General features: G+C 68.9%; 15 protein-coding genes. 5 read left to right on the top strand and 10 right to left on the bottom strand.

Annotation, left to right across the window (positions count from 1 at the left end):
• Nucleotides 1-94 precede the first annotated feature (94 nt).
• Nucleotides 95-2,029: a SurA N-terminal domain-containing protein gene (locus M1D55_RS16335; RefSeq protein ID WP_232205727.1), complete on the top strand. Its 1,935-nt coding sequence runs from the start codon at nt 95-97 to the stop codon at nt 2,027-2,029.
• Between the two features lie 120 nt (nt 2,030-2,149).
• On the opposite strand, the gene M1D55_RS16340 is transcribed toward M1D55_RS16335, so the two are convergent.
• Nucleotides 2,150-2,857: an arylesterase gene (locus M1D55_RS16340; RefSeq protein WP_023263541.1), complete on the bottom strand. Its 708-nt coding sequence runs from the start codon at nt 2,855-2,857 to the stop codon at nt 2,150-2,152.
• Between M1D55_RS16340 and M1D55_RS16345 the strand changes: the two genes are divergently transcribed.
• Complete coding sequence (locus M1D55_RS16345; RefSeq protein WP_023263540.1) at nt 2,856-3,554, top strand: ABC transporter ATP-binding protein; 699 nt, start codon at nt 2,856-2,858, stop codon at nt 3,552-3,554. The two genes, M1D55_RS16340 and M1D55_RS16345, sit on opposite strands and share 2 nt — an antisense overlap.
• Before the next feature lie 30 nt (nt 3,555-3,584).
• On the opposite strand, the gene pgi is transcribed toward M1D55_RS16345, so the two are convergent.
• The 8 genes from pgi to M1D55_RS16385 all read right to left on the bottom strand — a co-directional run bounded on the left by pgi (nt 3,585) and on the right by M1D55_RS16385 (nt 13,880).
• Entirely contained in the window at nt 3,585-5,246 is a 1,662-nt protein-coding gene (pgi, locus tag M1D55_RS16350; RefSeq protein ID WP_456282606.1) for a glucose-6-phosphate isomerase, read from the bottom strand.
• 135 nt (nt 5,247-5,381) lie between these two features.
• Nucleotides 5,382-6,326, bottom strand: a complete 945-nt coding sequence (locus tag M1D55_RS16355) for a DMT family transporter (protein WP_456282607.1) — start codon at nt 6,324-6,326, stop codon at nt 5,382-5,384.
• The gene (locus M1D55_RS16360) at nt 6,323-7,966 is read right to left on the bottom strand and encodes an NAD(P)H-hydrate dehydratase (RefSeq protein ID WP_456282608.1); all 1,644 of its coding nucleotides are present in this window, start codon (nt 7,964-7,966) and stop codon (nt 6,323-6,325) included. The genes M1D55_RS16355 and M1D55_RS16360 overlap by 4 nt, the downstream gene beginning before the upstream one ends.
• Nucleotides 7,967-7,999: 33 nt before the next feature.
• A complete protein-coding gene (locus M1D55_RS16365; RefSeq protein WP_456282609.1) occupies nt 8,000-9,274 on the bottom strand; it encodes a D-amino acid dehydrogenase in 1,275 nt (424 codons plus the stop codon).
• A 6-nt stretch (nt 9,275-9,280) separates the two neighbouring features.
• Nucleotides 9,281-10,579 carry a TRAP transporter large permease gene (locus tag M1D55_RS16370; RefSeq protein ID WP_456282610.1) on the bottom strand — a complete coding sequence of 433 codons (1,299 nt, stop codon included), beginning with the start codon at nt 10,577-10,579 and terminating at the stop codon, nt 9,281-9,283.
• An 81-nt stretch (nt 10,580-10,660) separates the two neighbouring features.
• Nucleotides 10,661-11,173: a TRAP transporter small permease gene (locus M1D55_RS16375; protein ID WP_456282611.1), complete on the bottom strand. Its 513-nt coding sequence runs from the start codon at nt 11,171-11,173 to the stop codon at nt 10,661-10,663.
• A gap of 181 nt (nt 11,174-11,354) precedes the next feature.
• The gene (locus M1D55_RS16380; RefSeq protein ID WP_043437308.1) at nt 11,355-12,344 is read right to left on the bottom strand and encodes a TRAP transporter substrate-binding protein; all 990 of its coding nucleotides are present in this window, start codon (nt 12,342-12,344) and stop codon (nt 11,355-11,357) included.
• Nucleotides 12,345-12,509: 165 nt separating this feature from the next.
• On the bottom strand, nt 12,510-13,880 hold the full coding sequence (locus M1D55_RS16385; protein ID WP_456282612.1) for an amidase: 1,371 nt from the start codon (nt 13,878-13,880) through the stop codon (nt 12,510-12,512).
• A 326-nt stretch (nt 13,881-14,206) separates the two neighbouring features.
• On the opposite strand from M1D55_RS16385, the gene M1D55_RS16390 reads away from it, so the two are divergent.
• Nucleotides 14,207-14,830, top strand: a complete 624-nt coding sequence (locus M1D55_RS16390) for a winged helix DNA-binding protein (RefSeq protein WP_456282613.1) — start codon at nt 14,207-14,209, stop codon at nt 14,828-14,830.
• A 125-nt stretch (nt 14,831-14,955) separates the two neighbouring features.
• Entirely contained in the window at nt 14,956-18,621 is a 3,666-nt protein-coding gene (locus tag M1D55_RS16395) for a hydantoinase B/oxoprolinase family protein (RefSeq protein ID WP_456282614.1), read from the top strand.
• A 165-nt stretch (nt 18,622-18,786) separates the two neighbouring features.
• Here the strand turns inward: M1D55_RS16395 and M1D55_RS16400 are convergent, their stop codons facing one another.
• Nucleotides 18,787-21,303, bottom strand: a complete 2,517-nt coding sequence (locus tag M1D55_RS16400) for an alkaline phosphatase D family protein (RefSeq protein ID WP_456282615.1) — start codon at nt 21,301-21,303, stop codon at nt 18,787-18,789.
• A 341-nt stretch (nt 21,304-21,644) separates the two neighbouring features.
• On the opposite strand from M1D55_RS16400, the gene purL reads away from it, so the two are divergent.
• Entirely contained in the window at nt 21,645-25,691 is a 4,047-nt protein-coding gene (gene purL, locus M1D55_RS16405; RefSeq protein ID WP_456282616.1) for a phosphoribosylformylglycinamidine synthase, read from the top strand.
• Nucleotides 25,692-25,822 lie beyond the last annotated feature (131 nt).

Genomic DNA, 25,822 nt, shown 5'->3' on the forward strand with positions numbered 1-25,822 from the left:
TAGCGGCCGCCGACGCCACATCCACCGGGCGGCCCCGCGCAGCCTGCTAGAATCGCGGAGTTTGACCTCCGTCCCAACTTGATCCCGAGTCAGCATGCTTGATTTCGTTCGCAACAACCGGCGCCTGATGCTTTTGCTGCTGCTGGTGCTGGTGTTTCCGTCGTTCGTGTTCTTCGGCGTGGAAAGCTATTCGCGCTTCATGGACAGTTCGCACGACGCCGCCAAGGTCGATGGCCGTGCCATCACCCAACAGGAAGTCGACAACGTGCTGCGCGAGCAGTCCGAGCGGATGCGTCAGGTGCTGGGCGCCGCCTACGATCCGCGCCAGTTCGAAGGTCCGGAAGCGCGCAAGGCCGTGCTGGACCAGCTGATCCTGCAGCGCGTGGTCGCCAACGAGGTCAATCGCGAGCATCTGACCGTGTCGAACGAGCGCCTGTACGAGGCGATCGTCAATATTCCTGCGATCGCGCAGCTGCCGAAGAAGGCGGACGGGCGGGTCGAGGACAAGGCCTATCTCGAACTGCTGGCCTCGCAGGGCATGACCCCCGAACAGTTCGACGCGCGCATGCGCTTCGACCTGGCGACGCAGCAGCTCGGCCAGTCGATCGGCGCGACCGCCTTCATGCCGAAGTCGTTGCTGGACCGCCTGATCGCCGCGCGCGACCAGCAGCGCGAGGTCCAGCCGCTGCTGCTGAAGGCCAGCGACTACGCCGCCAAGGTGTCGGCCGACGACGCCGCGCTGAAGGCGTACTACGACAAGCATCGCCAGGCCTTCAGCGTGCCCGAGCAGGCCAAGGTCGAATACCTGGTGCTGTCGGCCGATGCGCTGGCCGCGGGCATCAGCATCACGCCCGAGCAGCTGAAGTCCTACTACGACAGCAATATCGCGCGCTTCCGTACCGACGAGCAGCGCCGCGCCAGCCATATCCTGATCGCGGCGCCGAAGGATGCGCCCGCCGCGGAGCGTCAGGCCGCCAAGGACAAGGCCACCAGGCTGCTGGAAGAACTGCGCAAGCAGCCGGACACCTTCGCCGATGTCGCGCGCAAGCAGTCGCAGGATCCGGGCTCGGCGGAGAAGGGCGGTGACCTCGGTTTCATGGGCCGCGGCGCGCTGGTCAAGCCGTTCGAGGACGCGATGTACGCGCTGCAGCCGAACCAGCTCAGCGATGTGGTCGAGACCGACTACGGCTATCACATCATCAAGGTGACCGAGGTCAAGCCGTCGCAGACGCGTCCGCTCGAGTCGGTCAAGGCCGAACTCGAGGCCGAACTGCGCAAGCAGCTCGCGGCCAAGCAGTTCACCGAGCAGGCCGATGCCTTCGGCAATACCGTCTACGAGCAGTCTGACAGCCTGAAGCCGGCCGCCGACAAGTTCAAGCTGACGATCCAGACCGCCGACAACGTGACCCGCGCGCCGAACCCCGCGCTGGGCGCGAACAATCCGCTGAACAACGAGAAGGTGCTGACCGCGCTGTTCAGCGACGACGCGATCAAGAACAAGCGCAATACCGAAGCGATCCAGGTCGGTCCGGAAACGCTGGTCGCCGGCCGCGTGGTCGAGTATCGCCCGGCGTCAGTACGTCCGTTCGACGCGGTGCGCGATCAGGTCCGCGCGCAGTACGTGGCCGAGCAGGCCGCCGAACTGGCGCGCAAGGACGGCGAAGCGCAGCTGGCCAAACTGAAGCAGAGCGGGTCGGCCGATGGCTTTGGCGGCGCCGTCACAGTGTCGCGGCAGCAACCGGCCGGTCTCGCGCCGAAGGCGGTCGAGGCCGTGATGCGCGCCGATGCATCGAAGCTGCCGGCGATGGTCGGCGTCGATCTGGGCGCGCAGGGCTATGCGATCTATCGCATCGCCAAGGTTTCGCAGCCGGCGCAGGCCAATCCGGCGCAACGCCAGGCCGACGCGCAGCAGCTGTCGCAACTGGCCGGCCAGAGCGAACTGGAAGCGTTCTTCGAGAGCCTGAAGGCCCGTTCGGACGTCGAGGTGCTCAAGCCCGCGGCGCCGGCGGAATCGCAGCCGGCAGGCTGACGACGATTGACGTGGCCGGCCGCACAGGTCGGTCCTGCAGCGATGAAGAAGGGGCCCCGCGGGGCCCCTTTGTCATGCGCCGATGTCATGCACCGGCGGCCGACGCCGCCGGCCCGCCGTTCATCCGCGCCGTTGCTGTGCCTTGCCTTCCTCCGCGCTGCGCCGCTGGCGCTTGAGCAGCGGCTCCAGCTGCGGCCACACGGTGTCGAGCAGCGCCGGCTGGGCCTGCGCGGTCGGATGGATGCGATCGTCCTGGAACCAGTCCGGCCGCGTCACCACCTTGTCCAGCAGGAAGGGCACCAGCGGCAGCTGGTATTCCTTGGCCAGCTTCGGATACAGCGCGAAGAAGCGCTCGGTGTAGTCGGGCCCGTAGTTGGGCGGGATCCGCATGCCGATCAGCAGCACATTGGCCTTCGCGGCTTTGGCGCTGGTGACGATCTGGCGCAGGTTGGCCTCGGTGCTCTGCAGCGGCAGGCCGCGCAGCGCGTCGTTGGCGCCGAGTTCGACGACCACCACGGCGGGCCGGTGCCGGGACAGCAGATCGGGCAGACGCGTCTTGCCGCCTACCGTGGTCTCGCCGCTGATGCTCGCATTGACGACGCTATAATCGAACCTCTCCGCGCGCAGGCGGTCTTCCAATAACTTGACCCATCCTGCGCCGCGCGCGATGCCGTATTCCGCCGACAGGCTGTCGCCAAGCACCAGGATCGTGGGCGCGCGTTGCGCCAGCGCGGGCATCGCTGCCAGCGCCAGCAGCCCGCCCAGCACCAGGGCGCGCCAGCGTCCCCCGATGTCCCGCCAGAAACCGTTCCGGAAACCCTTGCTCATGTCCTCATCCATTCTTGCTGTCGAATCCTTGGGAAAGACCGTGACGGACGCGACCGGTTCGCTGACGATTCTGCACGACGTGTCCTTTTCCGTCACGCCCGGCGAAACGCTGGCCATCGTCGGCGCCTCGGGGTCGGGCAAGTCGACGCTGCTCGGGCTGATGGCCGGGCTCGACCTGCCCAGCCGCGGCACCGTGTCGCTGCACGGTCACGACCTGTTCGCGCTCGACGAGGACCAGCGCGCCGCGCTGCGGGGGCGGCATGTCGGCTTCGTGTTCCAGTCGTTCCAGCTGGTCGGCCATCTGACCGCGCTGGAGAATGTGATGCTGCCACTGGAGCTGCGCGGCGAGGCCGACGGCGTGCGAGAGCGCGCCAAGGCGATGCTGGAGCGGGTCGGCCTGGGCGCGCGGCTGTCGCACTATCCGCGCACGCTGTCGGGCGGCGAGCAGCAGCGCGTCGCGCTGGCCCGTGCCTTTGTCACGCGGCCCGACATCCTGTTCGCCGACGAGCCGACCGGCAGCCTCGACACCGCGACCGGCGAAGCGGTGATCGCGCTGATGTTCGAACTGAATCGCGACGCCGGCTCGACGCTGGTGCTGGTCACGCACGATCGCTCGGTGGCGGCCCGCTGCGGTCGCATCCTGACGATCGAGGCAGGCAAGGTCGCCAGCGACGAGTGGATGGGCGCGGAAGTCTGAGAACGCGAAATCGAGGGCAAGGGCAGGCCCTCAGCCTCCCCGGGCCAGCGCGCCTCGCGCGCGCGCGATCAGCGCGCTGGTGGATGGATCGTGCGGACCCTCGGCGCGTCCGTTCAGCTCGGCCTCGATCGGCCGCGCCAGCAGCTTGCCCAGTTCGACACCCCACTGGTCGAACGAATTGATATTCCAGATCGCGCCCATCACGAAGGTGCGGTGCTCGTACAGCGCGATCAGCGCGCCCAGCGCGCGCGGCGTGATGCCGTCGATCAGCAGCATATTGCTGGGCCGATTGCCCTCGAAGCGCATATGCGCGATGCGCTCGGGCTCGACGATGCCGGCCGCGCGCAGTTCTTCCTCGGTCCGCCCGCGCATCAGCGCCTCGGCCTGCGCGAAGCAGTTGGCCAGCAGCTTGGCATGATGGCCCGGCAGCGTGCGCGGCGCGGACAGCGGTGCAACGAAATCGACCGGCACGATCTGCGAGCCCTGGTGGATCAGCTGGAAATACGCGTGCTGGCCGTTGGTGCCGGCCGTTCCCCAGACCACCGGCGAGGTGTCCACGCGCACCGGCTGGCCATCGCGCTGCACCGACTTGCCGTTGCTCTCCATTTCCAGCTGCTGCAGGAAGGCGGGAAACAGTTCCAGCGAGGTCGAGTAGGGTGCCATGCAGCTGGTCGGCAGGCCGAACACATTGCGGTACCAGACCCCCAGCAGGCCCAGGATCACCGGCATGTTGCGCGCGAGCGGTGCGCTGCGGAAGTGCTCGTCCATCTCGCGGCCGCCGGCCAGCAGTTCCGCGAAGGCTTCGAAGCCGAGCGCCAGCGTGATCGACAGCCCGACCGAGGACCACAGCGAGAAGCGTCCGCCGATCCAGTCCCAGAACTCGAACATATTGGCCGGATCGATGCCGAAGGCGCGCACCGCTTCCGGGTTGGTCGACACCGCGACGAAATGGCGCGCCAGTCCGCTCTCCGGCACGCCGCGCGCGATAAACCATTGGCGCGTGCTGTTGGCGTTCGCCATCGTCTCCAGCGTGGTGAAGGTCTTCGAGCAGACGATCACCAGCGTGCGTTCGGGATCGAGCCGCGCCAGCGTCTCGGCCAGTTCGGTGCCGTCGACGTTGGACACGAAATGCACGCGCGGGCCAGAAGCCGCGCTACCGCTGCTGTCACCACGGCCATCGCCCGCAAGGTGCGCCAGCGCCCGGCACACCATGCGCGGCCCGAGGTCCGAGCCGCCGATGCCAAGGTTGACCACGTCGGTGATGGTCTTGCCGCCATGGCCCTTCCATTCGCCGCTGCGCACGCGCTGCGAGAAGTCCCGCATGCGCGAGAGCACATCGTGCACTGCCGGCATCACTGGCTTGCCGTCGACCTGGAACGGCGCGTCCGGTGCGGCACGCAGCGCCATATGCAGCGCGGCGCGGTCCTCGGTCGCATTGATATGTGTGCCAGCGAACATGGCATCGCGCCGCGCGGGTACCTTGGCCTCTTCGGCGAGCTGGACCAGCAGGTCCATCGTCTCCGGCACGATGCGGTTTTTCGAATAGTCCAGGAACAGGCCGGCCGCTTCCAGCGAGAACCGGTCGACCCGCTCGCCGGCGTCGGGCGCGGCAAACCAGTCGCGCATCCGCTGGTCGCGGATCGCTTGGTAGTGCTGCTGCAGACGTTGCCAGGCGGGAAGGTCAGTGGGCATTGCGAAATACGGGCGGAAAAGTGTCGAGCGGATAGTACGACCGGATAGTTCGGCCGGATACTACGAGCGCAGAAGACGCGGAACGTGCCGAGTATAGCGCGCACATTCGGCGAGAACTGTCAGACAACGCCGCAATCAGCGCGTTCCGCCGAGGCTGCGGGCCACCAGCCGCAATGCCGATTCGCCGCCCGCGACCCACAGGCCGCCGGCGCAGATCACCGCAATCCCCAGCGCCGTGGTCCAGTCCGGCAACTGGCCGAAGGCGAGGAAGCCGACCGTGGTCGCCGAGATGATCTGCAGATAGAGGAAGGGACTGAGGAACGAGGCGTCGGCGTACTGGAACGCGCGGATCACGAAGTAGTGCCCGAGCGACCCGGTGATGCCGGCGGACAGCAGCAGCGCGCATTGCAGCGGCGTCGGCATCGCGGTGAACCAGAAGAAGGGCACCAGCAGCGTCGTCAGCGCGGCGCCGGTGATGCCGCTCCAGATCAGCGTGGTCATCGGCGCGTCGTGGGCCGCCATGCGTCGCGTCAGCATTTGCAGCAGCGCGAACAGCAGTGCCGAGGTGAGACCCAGCGCCACGCCGCCCGGCGTCAGCTCGCCGCCGGGGCGCACCACCACCAGCATGCCGGCAAAGCCGATCAGCACGCCGCTCCAGCGCATCAGGCGGGCGTTGCGCCCCGGCCGTTCGCCGAGCAGCCATGGCGACAGCGCGACCACGAACAGCGGCGCGCAGAAGTTCAGCGCGGTGGCGGTCGCCAACGGCATCAGCTTCAGCACCGAAAAGAACACCAGCGTCGAGGCCAGCATCAGGGCGCCGCGCATCCATTGCAGCCTTGGCTGGCCGGTGCGGACCTGGGCCCGGAAGCGCGCCGGACCGAGCAGCAGAAAGATGGCGACCACATGGCCCACGTAACGGACCCAGGCCACCGCCATGATCGGCAGGCCCTGCTGGGTCAGCGTCTTGCCGGTCGCGTCGAGCAGCGTCAGGATCCATTGGCCCAGCACCAGCAGCGCGATGCCGGTCAACAGCTGCCGGCGGCTCGGCGCTGCGCTCTGTACCGAGATCGCGCCGCTCATCGCCGCGGGCCCGGCATGTTCGGCACCTTCATCGCGTTCAACGCATTGAGTTCGTGCCGCGCGGCGCGGGGCAATTCGCCGGCCGTCAGCCCGGCCGGTCCTTCGCCGCCGGCCACCAGGCGATCGGCGGCGCGGCCATGCAGCCAGACCCCGGCCAGCGCCGCGGGCTCGGCCGCCATGCCCTGCGCCAGCAGCGCGCCGATCATGCCGGCCAGCACGTCGCCGGTGCCGGCGGTGGCCAGGCCCGCATTGCCAGTGGGATTGATGGCGACCGCGTTCCCGTCTCGCCGGGCGATCACGGTACCCGAGCCCTTCAGCACAACCACCGCCTGCCACTGCGCAGCCAGCGCACGCGCCGCGCCGAGTCGATCGCGCTGGATCTCCGCCACCGTGCAGCCCATCAGCCGCGCCGCTTCGAGCGGATGCGGCGTCAGCACGCGCGGTGCGGCGCCGGCCTTCGCCAGCGCGGCCAACGCCGCGTCTGCGGCCAGCAGGTTCAGCGCATCGGCATCGAGCACGGCCGGCGTAGCCGAACGCAGCGCCGTCTCGAGCCATCGGCGCGCGTCCTCGCCGGTTCCCATGCCGGGGCCGGCCACCAGCGCCGACATCTGTTGCAACTGCAGCCGGTCGACCGGATGCAGCATCAGCTCGGGATGCACCGGATCGAATGGCGGCGCGGGGTCGGCCAGAAAGCCGATATGCACGCGCCCGGCGCCCAGATGCAACGCGGCCCGCGCACCCAGCAGAGGCGCGCCGACCATGCCGATGCTGCCGCCGATCACCGCCAGCGTGCCGAAGCTGCCCTTGTGGCTGGCATGCCGCCGGCCGGGCAGCGCCGCGGCGAACCGGGCAGGCGTATTGGCCCACGCGGCCCAGGCCACCGCTGCATCCTGCGGCGGATAGTCGAGCGCGAGCGGCGCTATATCCAGTTCGCCGGCGCAGTCGCGGCCGTCCAGCGTCAGCAGGCCCGGCTTCGCGGCGATGAAGGTCAAGGTCCGGGTCGCGCGCACCGCCGGCGTACCGGCGCCGGTATCGGCCGACAGGCCGCTCGGCACGTCGAGCGCGAACACCGGCACCCCGTCGTCGGCCAGCGCGCACAGCCGCGCGATCCATTCGGCGAGCGCACCGCTGGCGGGACGGTTCAGGCCGATACCGAGCAGGCCGTCCACCACCGCGGCAAAACGCGGCGCCGCCGCAGGCCAGGGCGGCGCGGTTTGCGGCGAGGCGGCATCGGGCACCAGCACCTGCAGCGGCACGCCGGCATCGTTCGCCTCCCGCCACGCGCGTGCGGCGTCGGCGGGCAGGCGTGCGGGATCGGCCAGCAGCCATGCCTGCACCTCGCGGCCGGCCTGATGCAGGTGCGTCGCCGCGACCAGCGCGTCGCCGCCGTTATTGCCGGGACCCGCCAGCAACAACAGCGGTCCGGCCGGTGCATGGGCGCTCAGCCAGGCGGCAGCGGCAGCCCCGGCACGGGCCATCAGCGTGAACGGCGACAGGGTGGCGTAGGCCGCCTGTTCGAGCCGGCGGATCGCTGCGCTGTCGAACAGCGGAATGGACGTGGCGCTGAGCGGATCGAACCGCAACCAGTCCGCGGCCTCGGCGGCCGTCCCGGCAACGGCGGGAGAGGAGAAGGGCGTCATCGGCGCATTATCGCAGCGCCGCCGGCAAACGGCTCATCGCCGCGGGCCCAGGCCGTAGCGGTCCGGCGTCAGGCCTTCCAGGTCGATCTCGGCCGGCGCGCCGGACACCTGGGCCGCAAGCAGCTTGCCGGAGCCGCAGGCCATCGCCCAGCCGGTGGACCCATGGCCGAGATTGAGGAACAGCCCGGGCACGGCGGTGGCGCCGATCAGCGGCGGGCCGTCCGGCAGCATCGGACGGGCACCGGTCCACAACGACGCTTCGGCGTAGTTCGCCGCGCCCGGGAACCAGTCGCGGCCGACCTTCAGCAGGGTGCGCACCGCGGCCTGCCGCAGGTCCAGCTTGCGCGAGCCGAGCTCGGCGGTGCCGGCCAGCCGAATGCGATTGCCCATGCGGGTGATCGCGACCTTGTACGACTCGTCCATCAGCGCGGCCAGCGGCGCCTGCAGGGCATCGCGCACCGGCACCGTGGCCGAATAGCCCTTGACCGGATAGAGCGGCACGCGCAGGCCGAGCGGGCGCAGCAGCGCGGCACTGGCGACGCCGGCGGCAACCACGACATGTTGCGCGCGCAGGATCGAGTCCCCTCCCTGGCACCGCACGGACACCGACAGCACGCCGTCGCCAGGCGCGGCGATGCCGTGAACGGTGGTGTCCATCTGAAACCGCACGCCCGCGGCCTCAGCGAACTGCCGCAGCCGGCGCGTGAACATCGGGCAATTGCCCGATTCGTCCTCGGGCAGATGCAGCCCGCCGGCCAGCGCGGTGTCCGGAGCCAGCCCAGGCTCGAGCCGGCGGCATTCGGCCGCATCGACCAGCCGATGGGGCACGGCGTTCTCGCGCAGCAGCGCCAGCGCGGGCTGGGCCATCTGAAGGTCGCGCTCGGTCCTGAACAGCTGCAGATAGCCCTGCGACTGCTCGTAGTCGATCTGCAGCTGGTCGCGCAACTGGTGCAGGCAGGCGCGGCTGTAGAAGGCCAGCCGCTGCATGCGCAGCTTGTTGACCCGGTAGCGCTCGAGCCGGCATTCGCCGAGCCAGCGCGCGATCCAGCGCCACATCGCGGGGTCGGCGCTCGGCCGGAATACCACCGGCGAGGTACTGGCGAACAGGGTACGCAGCACCTTGGCCGGCATCCCCGGCGCGGCCCACGGTGTCACATAGCCGGGCGCGATGACGCCGGCGTTGCCGAAGCTGGTCTCCTGGGCCGGAGAGGCGCGCCGGTCCAGCACGGTGACCTCGAATCCGGCCTCGCGCAGATACCAGGCCGAGCACACGCCGATCACGCCGGCCCCGATCACGATGGCGCGCATGGGGATCTACATCTTCATCTGCGCGGGCAGATAGGTCACCAGGCCGGGGAAGGCCCAGATCAGCAGCACCGCCACCACCATCAGCACGAAGAAGGGGAAGGCGGCCCAGGCGATATAACTGATATTGCGCCGGGTCATCCCCTGCAGCACGAACAGGTTGAAGCCGACCGGCGGCGTGATCTGCGCCATCTCGACCACCAGCACGACAAAGATGCCGAACCACAGCAGGTCGATGCCGACCGCCTGGATCGTCGGCAGCAGCACCGACATCGTCAGCACCACCATCGAGATGCCGTCGAGGAAGCAGCCCAGGATGATGAAGAACACCATCAGCGCGACGATCAGCAGGAACGGCGTCAGGTTCAGGCCGACGATCCATTCGGCCAGGTGGCGCGGCAGGCCGATGAAGCCCATCGCCAGCGTCAGGAACGACGAGCCCGCCAGGATCAGCGCGATCATGCAGTACAGCCGCGTGGCCGACATCAGCGAATCGCGGAAGGTCTGCCAGGTCAGCGTGCGCTGCGCCAGCGCGAGCACCAGCGCACCGACGACGCCCAGCGCCGCCGCCTCGGTCGCGGTGGCGACGCCGGCGTAGATCGAGCCCAGCACCGCGCCGATCAGCAGCACCACCGGAATCAGATGGCGGGACTCGGCCAGCTTGGCGTGCAGGTCCAGCCGATGCTCGGGCACCGGGATCGCGTCGCGATGGCGCCAGCCCCAGACCGCGACATAGCCCATGAACAGCAGCGCCAGCATCAGCCCCGGCAGCACCCCGCCGATGAACAGCTTGCCGATCGACACGTCGGCGGTGACGCCATAGACGATCATGATGATCGACGGCGGAATCAGCAGCCCCAGCGTGCCGGCGCCGGCCAGCGAGCCGATCGCCATCGAATCGGGATAGCCACGCTTGGCGAGTTCGGGCAGCGAGATCTTGCCGATCGTCGCGCAGGTGGCGGCGCTCGAGCCCGACACCGCGGCGAAGATCGTGCAGCCGATCACGTTGACATGCAGCAGCCGGCCCGGCAGGCGCTGCAGCCACGGTGACAGCCCCCGGAACATGCCCTCGGACAGTTTGGTCTTGAGCAGGATCTCGCCCATCCAGATGAACAGCGGCAGCGCCGTCAGCGTCCAGCTCGACAGCGAGCCCCAGACGGTCAGCGCCATCGACTCGCCGCCGACCTTGTTGGTGAACAGCTCCATCGCTATCCATCCGACGCCGAGAATGGCGATGCCGATCCAGACGCCGGCGCCGAGCACGGCGAAGATCGCGACGATCAGGAAGAGGGTGATCCAGAGATCCATGTTGTTGCGTTCCTGTGGGGATGCCGTTCAGTCGAGATGGCCGAGTGGTGCGATACGGAGGCTACGTGTCGGTACGCGGCGTTATTCGGTGCGCGCCATTTCGCCGCTTTCCTCGCGCGGCAGACGCCGCGTGCGCAGCACGTAGATGAACTCCTCGGCGAAGGCGACGAACAGCCCGAACAGGCCCACCGCCATCGACAGCTGCGGAATCCACAGCGGCGTGGCGTCGGTGTTCTGCGAGATGTCGTGATAGATGTACGAGTCGTACGCGAGCTTGCCGGCGTAGTAGGTGAAGTACGCGGTCAGCAGCGTGGCCACCGCCAGACAGAAGATCTCCACCCAGACGCGCGGTTTGCCGTGCAGGCGCTGCAGGATCAGCGTCACGCGGATATGGTCGCCCTGGCGCAGCGTCGCGGCCAGCGCGAGGAACGACCCGGCCGCCATGAAATAGCCGGCGTAGGCATCGCCGCCATCGATCTGGAAATGGGCGAAGCGCCCGACAATGATGGCCAGTTCGATCAGCAGCGTCAGGCAGATGAAGACGGCCGCCAGCGCGCCGAGCGCCTGGTAGAACCACTGGAAGCGGGAAGTCATGATGCGTCCGGGAGGCTAGGAGGAGAAGGCGAAGGCCGCGGCCGGATGTCGGACTCCAGCAGCACGTCGTCCCCGCGAAAGCGGGGACCCAGCGGCTTGCACCAAGACACTGGGCCCCCGCCTGCGCGGGGGCGACGAAGTGGTGGAGCAAGCCGGGGCCGGCATCGCGGAAACGTTCGCCTTACTTGCGATACGCCGAGATGATTTCCTTGCCGTCGGGCCCGGCCTTCTTTTCCCATTCGGCCAGCAGTTCGTCGCCGATCTTCTTCATGTCGGCCTGCAGTTGCGGCGTGGGCTTGACGATGGTCATCTTGTTCTTGGCCAGCGTGTCCAGCGATTGCTGCGTGTATTCGCGCATCCGCTGCCAGCCGCGCGTCTCGGCGGCCTGCGCGGCCTTGATCAGCGCCTCCTGCGACGGCTTGTCGAGCTTGTCGAACTCGCGCTTGTTGACGATCACCATGTTCTTCGGCAGCCAGGCGTCGACCGTATGGAAGTGCGACAGGCTTTCCCAGACCTTGCTGTCGACGCCGGTGGCGCCCGACGACATGAAGCTGTCGACCACGCCGGTGGCCAGCGCCTGCGACAGCTCGGCGGCCTGGATCGTCATCGGCTGCGCGCCGACCGCCTGCGCGATGCGCGTGGTGGCCGGATTGTAGGCGCGCCACTTCAGGCCCTTCATGTCGGCGCCCGAGCGGATTTCCTTCTTCGCGTAGATGCCCTGCGGCGGCCAGGCGACCGCGTACAGCAGCTTGATGCCCTGGCGGTCCAGCAGGCGGTCGATCACGGGCCGCTGCGCCTGCCACAGCTTGTACGATGCATCGAAGCCGGTGGCGAGGAAGGGCACGGCGTCGACGCCGAACAGCGCATTCTCGTTTTCCAGCAGCGACATCAGCACCTCGCCGGCCTGGGCCTGGTTGCTCTGCACCGCGCGCTTGATCTCGTTGGCCTTGAACAGCGAACCGTTCGGATGCAGCGTGATGGCCAGCTTGCCCTGCGTGGCCGCGCTGACCTCCTTGGCGAACTGGTCGAGGTTGACCGTGTGTGGGTTGTTGGCCGGATAGCCGGTCGGCAGATCCCATTTGACCTGGGCCTGCGCCAGCGGCGCCATCGCGAAGGCGCAGGCGAGCAGCCCGCACGCAGACATCGACTTGAGCAATCCCTTGCGCTGCATCATTTCTCTCCTGGTTGTGTCAGTACCGCGTCGTTGCGCGTGACCGCGCGTGGTGGCGCGTCCTGGTGCGCACGCGTCCGTGGATCTTGCGCCGCCAGCGGTGGCTCGTCCACTGGGTCGTCCACTAGGTTGTCGCGCGTCGTTGGCCCCGTCCCGCGCGCCGGCTCAGGCCTGCTGCAGCGTGGGCGCGAGCACGGCCTCCAATGCAAGCGCCGTGCCCAGCAGCGGCGCGTCGCGCATCGGGCCGTGCGCCAGCATGAGCCCGACCGGCAGTTCGTCGGGCTGGTGGCACGGCAGCGAGATCGCGCAGCCGTCGAGGAAGTTGATGGTCGAAGGATTGCGCAGCAGCAGCGCATTGGTGCGCGTAAACAGCGCATCGTCGGCGACCAGCGGTGCGATCGGTGGCGCCACCACCGGCACGGTGGGGCAGGCCAGCGCATCGAAGCCGTCGAGCCGCGCCATCACGCGCTCGCTCCAGGCGGCGCGGGCGCGCACCAGATCGACATAGTCGGCCGCGCCGATCGCGGCACCGCGGTCGATGCGCGCCGCCACGCGCGGGTCGTACAGCGCGCGCCGCGACGACAGCGTGCCGCGGTGGATCGCATAGGCCTCGGCCGCGGTCAGCCCGCCTTGCGCGTTCAGCGCCGAAAGCTGCAGCAGCTCGGGCAGGTCAACGTGTTCGATCTGCACGCCGGCGGCGGACAGCCGTCCCAACGTGCGATCGAAGGCGCGCGACACGGTCTCGTCGAGATCGTCGAGCAGCAGCTGGCGCGGCACGGCCACCCGCAGCGCGCTGGCGGCCTTGCGCACGGGCACCAGCGCCTGATCGGCGATCACGCCGTCGACCAGCACGCAGTCGGCCACGGTGCGCGCCATCGCGCAGGCGGTATCGAGCGAGAACGACAGCGGAAAGGCACCGGCCAGCGGCACGCGCCGCGCGGTCGGCTTGAAACCGGTCAAGCCGCACAGCGCAGCCGGGATGCGGATCGACCCGCCGGTATCGCTGCCCAGTGCCGCCACCGCGAGACCAAGCGCCACCGAGGCCGCCGCGCCCGACGACGAGCCGCCGCAGATGCGCGCCACCGTGCTGTCGTGCGGATTGACCGGCGTGCCGTAGTGCGGGTTGATGCCGACGCCGGAGAAGGCGAACTCGGTCATGTTGGTGCGGCCGACCAGCGCGGCGCCCACCGCTCGCAGCCGCGCCACGACCGGCGCATCGTCGGTTGCCGGCGCGGCATCGGCGCGCACCGTCGAGGCGGCGCGCGTGACATCGCCGCCGATATCGAACAGGTCCTTGATCGATACCGGCAGCCCCGCCAGCGGATGCAGCGGCTTGCCGGCCAGCGCCGCGGCATCGGCGGCCTGCGCCGCGCTGGCTGCGGTATCGAAGCTGGTCTGCAGGAATACCGCGTGCGCCGACGGCTCCTTCGCCCGGGCCTCGGCCTGCTGCAACAGTGCCGCGCGCGACAATCGGCCATCGCGGGCCAGGCGGTTCAGCGTGTCGATATCGGGAAGCAGCGCGGCAGGGATCGTCATCGGTACAGGTTCGGGTTGTGTGTCCGGATGGTGTGTCCGGGCAGTGCGCTCGGGCGTCGTGGAAGCCAGGAACGGAGGATGGGGCCCGTACTCGTTGCCGCCTGCCCCGCAGCAGTGCGCGGCCCGCCGGATGCCCAGAATTCGTGCGCGAATCGAGTCGGAGGCGGTCGTTTCAGTGCCGCGCAATCCCCATCGTTACCGGGTACTCATGCTCATAATTTGTCGATAAACTGTCAAGCTGAAATTACTGCCGCGGCCCCCGGGAAATCCCTACACGGCGTGCCTGATCGTTCGTTCTCCGCTGTCCTTCTGCAGGAGTGCTGTCCATGGCCCGAAAGCCGAGCCGCCGCGACGAGGTTGCGTCTCCCGATGTTGCCGCTGCCGACGTGGTTTCCGCCGATACCGCATCGGCCGATGCCGCGGCTGCCGAAGCGATTGTTCGTCCGAGCAGCGCCGGCATCGTGTCGTCCGCCCATCTGGTGTCCTCGCGCAGTCCCGAACTGTCGGAATTCGAGTTCGGCCTGAACACCGCCTACAACGCCTATAGCCGCTGGGTCGTGCGCTGCATGGGCGCGGCCGGCGTGCGCGACCTGACCTTCCTCGACGTGCTGGTGCTCCATCACGTCAACCACCGTGGGCGCGCCAAGCGGCTCGCCGACATCTGCTTCGTGCTGAACGTCGAGGACACCCATCTGGTGACCTACTCGCTGAAGAAGCTGCAGGGCATGAGCCTGGTCGCCGGCGTGCGCGTGGGCAAGGAGGCGACCTACAGCACCACCGCGGCAGGCACCGAGGCGTGCGCGCGCTATCGCGAAATCCGCGAGCAATGCCTGACCAGCAATATGACCCCGGGCAGCGCCGAGAACGCCGAGATCGGCGAACTGGCACGGCTGCTGCGCGTGCTGACCGGACTGTACGAGCAGGCGGCGCGCTCGGCGACGTCGCTGTAGCGCGCCCCCATCACATCGCCTACGCGAAAGCGGGGGCCCAGCGTCTTGCAGGAGCACGCGAGCCACTGGGTCCCCGCCTGCGCGGGGGACGACAGACAACCATCCCTATCGCGAGGTAGTTCAGCGTGTCTTCTTTCGCATCGCAAGCCGCATCGCAAGCCGCATCGCCAACGCCTTCGACCGGCCCGCGCTGGCAATTCTGGATCGATCGGGGCGGCACCTTCACCGATATCGTCGGGCTGCGTCCGGACGGCACCGTGGTCACGCACAAGCTGCTGTCGGAGAACCCCGAGCAATACGCCGATGCGGCGGTCGCCGGCATCCGCCATCTGCTTGGCCTGGCTGCCGGCGAGCCGATCACGCCGCGCCTGGTGTCCGCGGTGAAGATGGGCACCACGGTGGCCACCAACGCGCTGCTCGAGCGCAAGGGCGAGCCGACGGCGCTGTTCATCACGCGCGGTTATCGCGACGCGCTGCGGATCGCCTACCAGAACCGGCCGCGGCTGTTCGACCTGAATATCGTGTTGCCCGAGCTGCTGTACCGCGAGGTGGTGGAGGTCGACGAGCGGATCGGCGCGCATGGCGACGTGGTGCAGCCGCTGGACCAGACCGCGCTGCGCGAACAGATGACCCGCGTGCTGGCCGACGGCATTCGCGCCGTGGCGATCGTGCTGATGCACGGCTATCGCCATTCGGATCACGAGGCGCGCGCGGCGCGGATCGCGCGCGAACTGGGCTTCGCGCAGGTATCGGTGTCGCACGAGGTATCGCCGCTGATGAAGCTGGTGCCACGCGGCGACACCACGGTGGTCGATGCCTATCTGTCGCCGATCCTGCGCCGCTATGTCGAGCAGATCGAGCGCGAGATGCCCGGCGTGAACCTGCAGTTTATGCAGAGCAGCGGGGGGCTGACCGACGCGCATCGCTTCCAGGGCAAGGACGCGATCCTGTCGGGACCGGCTGGCGGCATCGTCGGCATGGTGCGCGCGTCGCAGCGCGCCGGCTTCAGTCGCATCATCGGCTTCGACATGGGCGGCACTTCCACGGACGTGTCGCACTTCAGCGGCAAGCACCCGAATGACTTCGAGCGCGTGTTCGAGACCAGCGTGGCCGGCGTGCGCATGCGCGCGCCGATGATGAGCATCCATACGGTGGCGGCGGGCGGCGGCTCCGTGCTGCATTTCGACGGCAGCCGCTATCGTGTCGGCCCGGACTCGGCGGGCGCGAATCCGGGGCCGGCCAGCTATCGGCGCGGCGGCCCGCTGGCGGTGACCGACTGCAACGTGATGCTGGGCAAGATCCAGCCGGCGCATTTCCCGGCGGTGTTCGGCCCCCGCGCCGACGCGCCGCTCGATCGCGATGCCGTGGTCGCGCGCTTCGAGGACCTGGCGGCGCAGATCGCCGAGCATACCGGCGACCGGCGCACGCCCGAGCAGGTCGCCGAGGGCTTCATCGAGATCGCGGTCGGCAACATGGCCAACGCGATCAAGCAGATCTCGGTGCAGCGCGGCCACGACGTGACCGGCTACACGCTGACGACCTTCGGCGGTGCCGGCGGCCAGCATGCCTGCCTGGTGGCCGATGCGCTCGGCATGCAGACCGTGTTCGTTCATCCGCTGGCCGGTGTGCTGTCGGCCTACGGCATGGGCCTGGCCGACCGCACGGCGATGCGCGAACTGTCGATCGAAGCCAAGCTGGACGAGGCCGCGGTGCCGATGCTGGCGCAGCGGCTCGACGCGCTCGCGCAGCAGGCGCGCGACGAGCTGCTGGAGCAGGGCGAGGACGCCGGCCGCATCGAGGTGCTGCGGCGCGTCCATCTGCGCTACGAGGGCACCGATTCTGCGCTGGTGGTGCCGTTCGGCGACGCCGACGCGATGCGGGCGGGCTTCGAGGCCGCCTACCGGCAGCGCTATGCCTTCCTGATGCCGGACAAGGGGCTGATCGTCGAGGCGGTCTCGGTCGAGGCGGTCGGCGTCGCGCAGGCGCCGCAGGAGCGGCCGCCCGAACTGGCGCCGCGCGAAGGCCCGCCGCGGCCGGTGGAGACGGTACGGATGTTCAGCGGCGGCGCCTGGCACGACACGGGCCTGTACCGGCGCGATACGCTGCGTCCCGGCGACCGGCTCGCCGGTCCGGCCATCATTGCGGAGCAGAACGCCACCACCGTGGTCGAACCCGGTTGGCAGGCGCTGCTGACGGGGCAGGACCATCTGGTGCTGACGCGCGCGGTGCCGCGGCCCCAGCGCCGCGCCATCGGCACCGAGGCCGATCCGGTGATGCTCGAGGTCTTCAACAACCTGTTCATGTCGATCGCCGAGCAGATGGGACTGCGGCTGCAGAACACCGCCTACTCGGTCAACATCAAGGAACGGCTGGACTTCTCCTGCGCGATCTTCGACGCCGAGGGCAACCTGATCGCCAACGCGCCGCATATGCCGGTGCATCTGGGTTCGATGGGCGAAAGCATCAAGACCGTGATCGCGCGCAATGCCGGGCGGATGAAGGACGGCGATGTCTACGTGCTGAACGACCCGTACAACGGCGGCACGCACCTGCCGGACGTGACGGTGATCACGCCGGTGTTCGATGCCGACGGCCGCGAGGTGCTGTTCTACGTCGGCTCGCGCGGCCACCACGCCGATATCGGCGGCATCACGCCGGGCTCGATGCCGCCGGACTCGACGGTGGTCGAGGAGGAGGGCGTGCTGATCGACAACTTCCTGCTGGTCGATGGCGGCGTGCTGGACGACGCCGGCATGCGGGCGCTGCTGGCCGGCGCGCGCTATCCGGCCCGCAATGTCGACCAGAACATGGCCGATCTGCGCGCGCAGGTCGCCGCCAACGCGAAGGGCGTCGAGGAACTGCGCAAGATGGTCGCGCACTTCGGCCTGCCGGTGGTGCGCGCCTATATGGGCCATGTGCAGGACAACGCCGAGGAAGCGGTGCGGCGCGTGATCACGGCGCTGAAGGACGGCAGCTATACCTATCCGCTCGACAATGGTGCGCAGATCCGCGTGCGCGTGACCGTCGATCGGGAGCGCAGGGAAGCGACCGTCGATTTCACCGGTACCTCGGACCAGCTGCCGAACAACTTCAACGCGCCCCGCGCGGTCTGCATGGCGGCGGTGCTGTACGTGTTCCGCACGCTGGTCGACCAGGACATCCCGCTGAACGCGGGTTGCCTGAAGCCGCTGCATGTGGTGATCCCCGAGGGCTCGATGCTCAATCCGCGCTATCCGGCCTCGGTGGTGTCAGGCAATGTCGAGACGTCGTCGTGCATCACCAACGCGCTGTACGGCGCGCTGGGCGTGGTCGCGGCCAGCCAGGGCACGATGAACAATTTCACCTTCGGCAACGCGCGCTACCAGTATTACGAGACGATCTCGGGCGGCAGCGGCGCCGGCAACGGCTTCGACGGCTGCGATGTGGTGCAGACGCATATGACCAACTCGCGCCTGACCGATCCCGAGGTGCTGGAATGGCGCTTCCCGGTACGGCTGGACAGCTACGAGATCCGGCATGGATCGGGCGGGTCGGGGCGCTGGCACGGCGGTAATGGCGGCGTGCGCAAGGTGCGTTTCCTCGAGCCGATGACGGCGTCGATCCTGTCGAACAACCGCGTGCATGCGCCGTTCGCCATGGTGGGCGGCGAGCCGGGCGCGACGGGCCGCAACCGCGTGATCCGCGCCGACGGCAGCGAGGAGACGCTGCCGCATGTGGCGCGGACGGAGATGGGCGCCGGGGATGTGTTCGTGATCGAGACGCCCGGGGGTGGGGGATTTGGGGCGGTGTAGGCGGGGAGGGCCGGCGATTGCCCTCTCCCCCAGCCCCTCTCCCGCAAGCGGGAGAGGGGAGCGTCGTGTGCGTTGTGACGTAGGTCTATCGGTCCGCCGGTCTTCTCCCCTCTCCCGCGAGCGGGAGAGGGGCCGGGGGAGAGGGCAAGAGCGGCCAGCGTATCGCTACCGCTCGATCGATACCGCCGCCGTATCCCGCGGCACCGTCACCTTCACCGTCCGCGCCACCACCTCGGCCGGCGCCTTGCCGCCGACCAGCCGGTTGACCTGTCTGAACTCGCAGGTCAGCGCGGCCGGCGTGACGGTCACCACCGCATAGCCCTGCGCGTCGGTATTGGCGTACTGCAGCCACGGATTGCTGCGCAGCGCCGCCAGCTGCTGGCAAAGCGGCACGACCTGCTGCACGAAGCCCGCATCGGCCTGCAGCGCGGACAGCACCGCATCGGTGGTCGCATCGAGCTGTCCCTCGGCCACGCCCCGTGCGGCCAGCGCGCCGCGCAGTGAGATCCGCAGCGATTCCGCAACGGTGGCGGCGGTGACCGTCGACGGCGCCAGCGTATGGTCCAGCAGGTTGACGTCGACCGACACCGGCTCGCTGCCCAGCGCGGGAACGGGCACCGACAGCGTGCGGTAGACCAGCGTCGACAGGCTCTCCGACAGCGCGCCGACCGCCGACTTCAGATACGAGAAGAACGAGTCCGAGCTGATGCCGGCCGTGACCAGGTCGACCATCACCGGCGTGCCGCCGCCCTCGGCATCGTAATCGTCGTGCACGGTGCCAGCGTAGAACGCATGAATGTCGCCGGTCAGCGCCACCACATTGCGGATGCCGTTGTCCGCCAGATGCCGCATCAGGGCCTTGCGCTCGGCGTTGAAGCCGTCCCACTGGTCGGCGTTCAGCAGGAAGCGCTGGAAGAAGGCCGCCAGCGCCGTCTTCTGCGCCGCTGGGATAAAAGCCGACTTTTCGCGATTGGCCAGCACGTCCGGCTTCACGTAGCCGAACGCGACCGCCTGTGAGGCCGCGCCGATCTGCGCCGCCACGCCGCTGGCGGCAGCGGCCTTGGCCTGCTCGAAGGCCAGCACTGCGATGCCCGCCTGCGCTGCGGTCAGTCCGGCGCCGATGGCGGCCGAGGTCTTGTCGCCTGCGGTGGCGTCGGCCATCGCAATTGCCTGCGCTGCTGTCGCTGCGCTGGCCTGAGAGGCGCCGGCCGTGACGGCGGCGACCACCGCCGCGGCGACCGGCGCATTGCCGCCGGTCGAGGCCAGCGCGCCCTGGATGCTGGCCGACAGCGTGCCGACGGCCTGCAGCGCGACCAGCGTCGCAATGGCGTTGCTGCCATCGATGCCCATGCGCAGCAGCGAGACCTCGTTGCCCCACAGCTTCCAGATTGCCGGCGAGCGTGCCATCGTGTCGCGCCACCAGTTGCGCTGTTCATTGCCGAGGATCGACGTCAGCGCCAGCGGGTCGGCGGATCCAGCGGCGGCCATCTTGGCCGCCTCGGCGGCGGCCAGCGCCCCCGCCGGCACCATGTGGCGGGCGCCGATGCTGCCCAGCGGCGCGCCGGTCGCGGGGTTGATCGCCGACTCGGGCAGCACGTGGTCGGTGCGGTACAGCCGCTCGTCCGTCATCACCAGATGGGCCAGCTTGCCGAAACGCAGCTCGCGATAGATGCGGATCGCATGGATGCCGTCCTGCGTCTCGTCGAACACGATGTCGGCCGGCATGAATTCGAACCAGGCGCGGCTCGCGGCGCGCCGGCGGGCGGGCTGGTGCTGCTCGACGCCGTTGCCCGCCGCGTTGTAGGTCTCGGCGTCGCCCCAGCAGTCGTCGCTGAACTCGTGGTCGTCCCAGGTGGCGACCATGGCGAAGCGCTCGTGCACCGCCTGCAGGCGCGGGTCGCTGCGGTAGCGCTTGTACAGGTAGCGGTAGTCGTTCAGCGTGGTCGCGTACCTGGCGCCGCTGCTGCCGTTCTTGAAGGTGCCGTCCGGCAGCACGAGGGCGGTGTGCAGGCTTTCGACCGCGCCGGTCTGGAAGTCCTCGCCGACGGTCTCGTAGATGTAGTCCCCCAGATGGACGACGAAATCGAGCTCCTCGGCTGCCAGCGCCTCGAACGTGCCCCAGTGGTTGATGCTCCAGTCCTGGCAGCTCAAGAAGCCGAGGCGCAGCTGCGATACGTCGGCATCGGCGGCAGGCGCGGTGCGGAAGCGTCCGACGCGCGAGCGGACCTCGCCGGCAGTGAACTGGTAGTAGTAGGTGCGTCCGGCATCCAGGCCGGTGATCTTGTGGCGCACCGTGCAGTCGTAGGCGCCGGACACCGGGATCGCGGCATCGACTACCGCGGCGCCGGCCAGCGCCGTGGTAGTGCCGAGCGCGCCGGCATTGTCGGCGGCCGTCACGCGCAGCCGGATCGCAAAGCTGGCGTCGAGGCTGGCCGCCGCGGCATCGTCGACGTTCGCCGGCACGACGCGGGTCCACAGCAGGATGCCGTCCGGCCTTGGATCGCCCGACGCCACGCTCTGCGGGAATTTCCAGTTCGTGCCGGTGGCCGGTGGCGCGGCCGGCGTCCCGCCATCCGGGTTGCCGTCGGCGTGGTCGTCGCCCCCGCATGCCGCCAGCCCGCCCGCCGTGGCCACCGACACCGTGATGAAGCCGCCCAGCTTCAGAAATCGCCTTCTGTCCATGTCTTGTCGTTCTCTTTGGGAGTGGCTCGGGAGCGCGTCCCGAAGGGAAAAAAGCCGTGAACGGCCGTGGACGAGCCGCAGCGGCCGTCAAAAGGGGATTGGAGCAGGGCGTTGTGACAGCGGCGTGATGCGCAGGGCGCACCCCGGGGGGCGGCCCGGTGGCTGGTCGGTGCTGGATCGGCGGCCGCCGGGGGCCGAAATCGGGCGGATGCTGCGCCGCAAGGATTACCGCCCGGCAAGGTACAATAGCGGTTTTCGCCGGACTGCCCCGGCTGGCGCCACCCCCGCGCCAGCGGCCCGGCCGCCGTCTTACCCTCCATCGCCCTCCGACCGCTCAGATCATGGCGCATTTCTCGTGCTTCCCCGGCGCATTGGCCCTGTCGGCCTTCCGCCAGCAACGCCTGCTCACCGCCCTGCAACAGATCGACGCCGACATCGAGTCGGTGCACGGCCAGTTCCTGCACTTCGTCGACACCGACCAGCCGCTGGACAAGGGCGATACCGACCGTATCCGCGCGCTGCTGACCTATGGCGCGCCGTTCGCCGAGCAGGCCGAGGGCGACCGCTTCGTCGTGATCCCGCGTTTTGGCACGATTTCGCCGTGGGCCAGCAAGGCCACCGATATCGCGCACAACTGCGGCCTGTCGCACGTGCACCGGATCGAGCGCGGCATCGAATTCACGGTGATCTGCAAGAAGGGCCTGCTGCGCGGGCGCAAGACGCTGGATCCGCTGACGCGCGATGCCGTCGCCGCGCTGCTGTTCGACCGGATGACCGAGACCGTGGTCGCCACGCGGGACGCCGCGGCCGGGCTGTTCGAGGAACTGCCGGCCAAGCCGCTGCGCTTCATCGACCTGGCGGGCGGCCGCGCCGCGCTGGCCGAGGCCAATGTCGCGATGGGCCTGGCGCTGTCCGACGACGAGATCGACTATCTGGTCGATGCCTACGCGAAGCTGGGCCGCAACCCGACCGACGTCGAGCTGATGATGTTCGCGCAGGCCAACAGCGAGCACTGCCGCCACAAGATCTTCAACGCCACGTGGACGATCGACGGCGAGCAACAGGACAAGTCGCTGTTCGCGATGATCCGCAATACGCACCAGCTGAACCCGCAGGGTTCGATCGTCGCGTATTCGGACAACTCGGCGGTGATGGAGGGCGATGTCGCCGAACGCTGGTTCCCGCGCGGCGACGCGCATCAGTATGGCCGCCATCAGGCGCTGACCCATACGCTGATGAAGGTCGAGACGCATAACCACCCGACCGCGATCTCGCCGTTCCCCGGGGCATCGACCGGCGCCGGCGGCGAAATCCGCGACGAGGGCGCGACCGGCCGCGGCGCCAAGCCGAAGGCCGGCCTGACCGGGTTCACGGTGTCCAACCTGATGCTGCCCGACGCGGTCGAGCCGTGGGAGAACGCGCGCGACGCCGCCCAGCCGCTGGCCTTCCGCAATCCCGACGAGCGTCCCGCGGTGACCGGCAAGCCGGAGCGCATCGCCTCGCCGCTGCAGATCATGATCGAAGGTCCGCTCGGCGGCGCCGCCTTCAACAACGAATTCGGCCGCGCCAACCTGGGCGGCTATTTCCGCGTCTACGAGCAGAACGTCGGCGGCACCGTGCGCGGCTATCACAAGCCGATCATGATCGCCGGCGGCATCGGCAATATCGACGCCTCGCATACGCACAAGGAGCCGCTGCCGGCCGGTTCGCTGCTGATCCAGCTGGGCGGCCCGGGCATGCGCATCGGCATGGGCGGCGGCGCGGCCAGCTCGATGGCGACCGGCGCCAATACGGCCGACCTCGATTTCGATTCGGTGCAGCGCGGCAACCCGGAAATGGAGCGGCGCGCGCAGGAAGTGATCAACGCCTGCTGGCAGCTTGGCGACGAGAACCCGATCCTGTCGATTCACGACGTCGGTGCGGGCGGCCTGTCCAATGCCTTCCCCGAAGTGGTCGATGGCGCCGGCCGCGGCGCGCGCTTCGAGCTGCGCCAGATCCATCTGGAAGAGTCGGGCCTGTCGCCGGCCGAGATCTGGTGCAACGAATCGCAGGAGCGCTATGTGCTGGCGATCGCGCCGGACAGCTTCCCGCGCTTTGCCGCGATGTGCGAACGCGAGCGCTCGCCGTTCGCGGTAGTCGGCGTGGCGACCGAGGAAAAGCAGCTGCAGCTGGTCGATGCCAGCGTCGACCAGGCGCTGAAGGAACACTACGCCGTCGACATGCCGATGGACGTGCTGCTCGGCAAGCCGCCGCGCATGCATCGCGACGTCAAGCGGGTCGAACAATCGCTGCCGGCGGTGGATGTCACCGGCATCGCGCTGGATCAGGCGGTGCGCGACGTGCTGCGCCATCCGACCGTCGCCAGCAAGTCCTTCCTGATCACGATCGGCGACCGCAGCGTCGGCGGCATGAACGCACGCGACCAGATGGTCGGCCCGTGGCAGGTGCCGGTGGCCGATGTCGCGGTCACCACGCTGGACTACCAGGGCAAGGCCGGTGAGGCGATGACGATGGGCGAGCGCACGCCGCTGGCCGTGATCGACGCGCCCGCATCGGGCCGCATGGCGATCGGCGAGGCGCTGACCAATCTGGTCGCCGCGCCGGTCAAGGACCTCGGCAAGGTCAAGCTGTCGGCCAACTGGATGGCCGCCTGCGGCGTCGAGGGCGAGGATGCGAAGCTGTATGACACGGTGCGTGCGGTCGGCATGGAGCTGTGCCCGGCGCTGGGCATCAGCATTCCGGTCGGCAAGGATTCGCTGTCGATGCGCACCAAGTGGGACGATGCGGGCGTGGCCAAGGAAGTGGTCGCGCCGGTGTCGCTGATCATCTCGGCGTTCGCCGCCGTCGACGACGTCGACCGCACGTTGACGCCGCAGCTGCGCACCGATCTGGGCGATTCCGTGCTGATCGCGATCGACCTGGGCCGCGGCAAGAACCGCCTGGGCGGCAGCATCCTGGCGCAGGTCACGCAACAGGTCGGCGACAGCGTTCCCGATGTCGACGACGCGGCCGACCTGCGCAACTTCTTCAATGCGATCCAGCGGCTGAACCGCGAGGGCAAGCTGCTGGCCTATCACGACCGTTCGGACGGCGGGCTGATGGCGACGCTGGCCGAGATGGCGTTTGCCGGCCATTGCGGCCTGTCGCTGAACGTCGACATGCTGACGCTCGATCCGACGCAGGAACAGGACTACGGCGACGCCAAGAACTGGGCCCAGCAGATCGCCGAGCGCCGCAACGACCAGACGCTGCGCGCGCTGTTCTCCGAAGAGCTGGGCGCGGTGATCCAGGTCAAGCTGGAAGACCGCGACGCCGTGTTCGCCGCGCTGCGCGAGGCCGGCCTGTCGGCCTGCAGCCATGTGGTCGGCAAGCCCAATGGCAGCGACCAGATCGAGATCTACCGCGACGCGAAGAAGGTGTTCGGCGCGCCGCGCGCCGAGCTGCAACGTGTCTGGAGCGAGGTCAGCTGGCGCATCGCCCGGCTGCGCGACAACCCCGCCTGCGCCGACAGCGAATACGAGCTGCTGCTCGACGCCGCGGATCCCGGCATCACGCCGAGCCTGACCTTCGATCCGGCCGAAGACATCGCCGCGCCGTTCATCGCCAGCGGCGCCCGGCCGCGTGTCGCGATCCTGCGCGAGCAGGGCGTCAACTCGCAGATCGAGATGGCCTACAGCATGGACCGCGCAGGCTTCGACACCTACGACGTCCATATGAGCGACCTGATCGCGGGCCGCGCGAAGCTGGACGACTTCGTCGGCTTCGTCGCCTGCGGTGGCTTCAGCTACGGCGACGTGCTGGGCGCGGGCGAAGGCTGGGCCAAGACCATCCTGTTCAACGGCGCGATGGCCGAGCAGTTCGCGGCCTTCTTCAACCGCACCGACACCTTCGCGCTGGGCGTCTGCAACGGCTGCCAGATGATGAGCAATCTGGCGCCGATCATCCCGGGCGCCGGCGCGTGGCCGAAGTTCACCCGCAACCAGAGCGAGCAGTACGAAGCCCGCTTCGTCACGGTCGAGGTCCAGCAGTCGCCGTCGATCTTCTTCGCCGGCATGGAAGGCAGCCGCATCCCGATCGTCGTCGCGCACGGCGAGGGCTATGCTGACTTCTCCCAGCAGGGCGACAAGAGCAAGGTCGACGTATCGCTGCGCTTCGTCGACAACCGCGGCGCGGTGACGCAGGCCTATCCGCTGAACCCGAACGGCTCGCCGGACGGCATCACCTCGGTGACCACGGTCGACGGCCGCTTCACCGTGCTGATGCCCCATCCGGAGCGCGTGTTCCGTGCCGCCACGATGAGCTGGGCCCCGGACGCCTGGAAGCAGATCCCCGACGGCGCCAGCCCGTGGATGCGCATGTTCCGCAATGCGCGCAAGTGGGTGGGGTAAGCCGCTCCGGTACCGATCTCGGTTGAGGTTGGTTTGAAGCAAGAAGGCCCGCACGATGCGGGCCTTTTTTGCTTTGTCTGGCCCCATGTTTGGCCGGCGAAGCGGCAGGCGCTAAACTACCCGCCATTCCA

The organism is Cupriavidus sp. JZ107 (assembly GCF_053903255.1).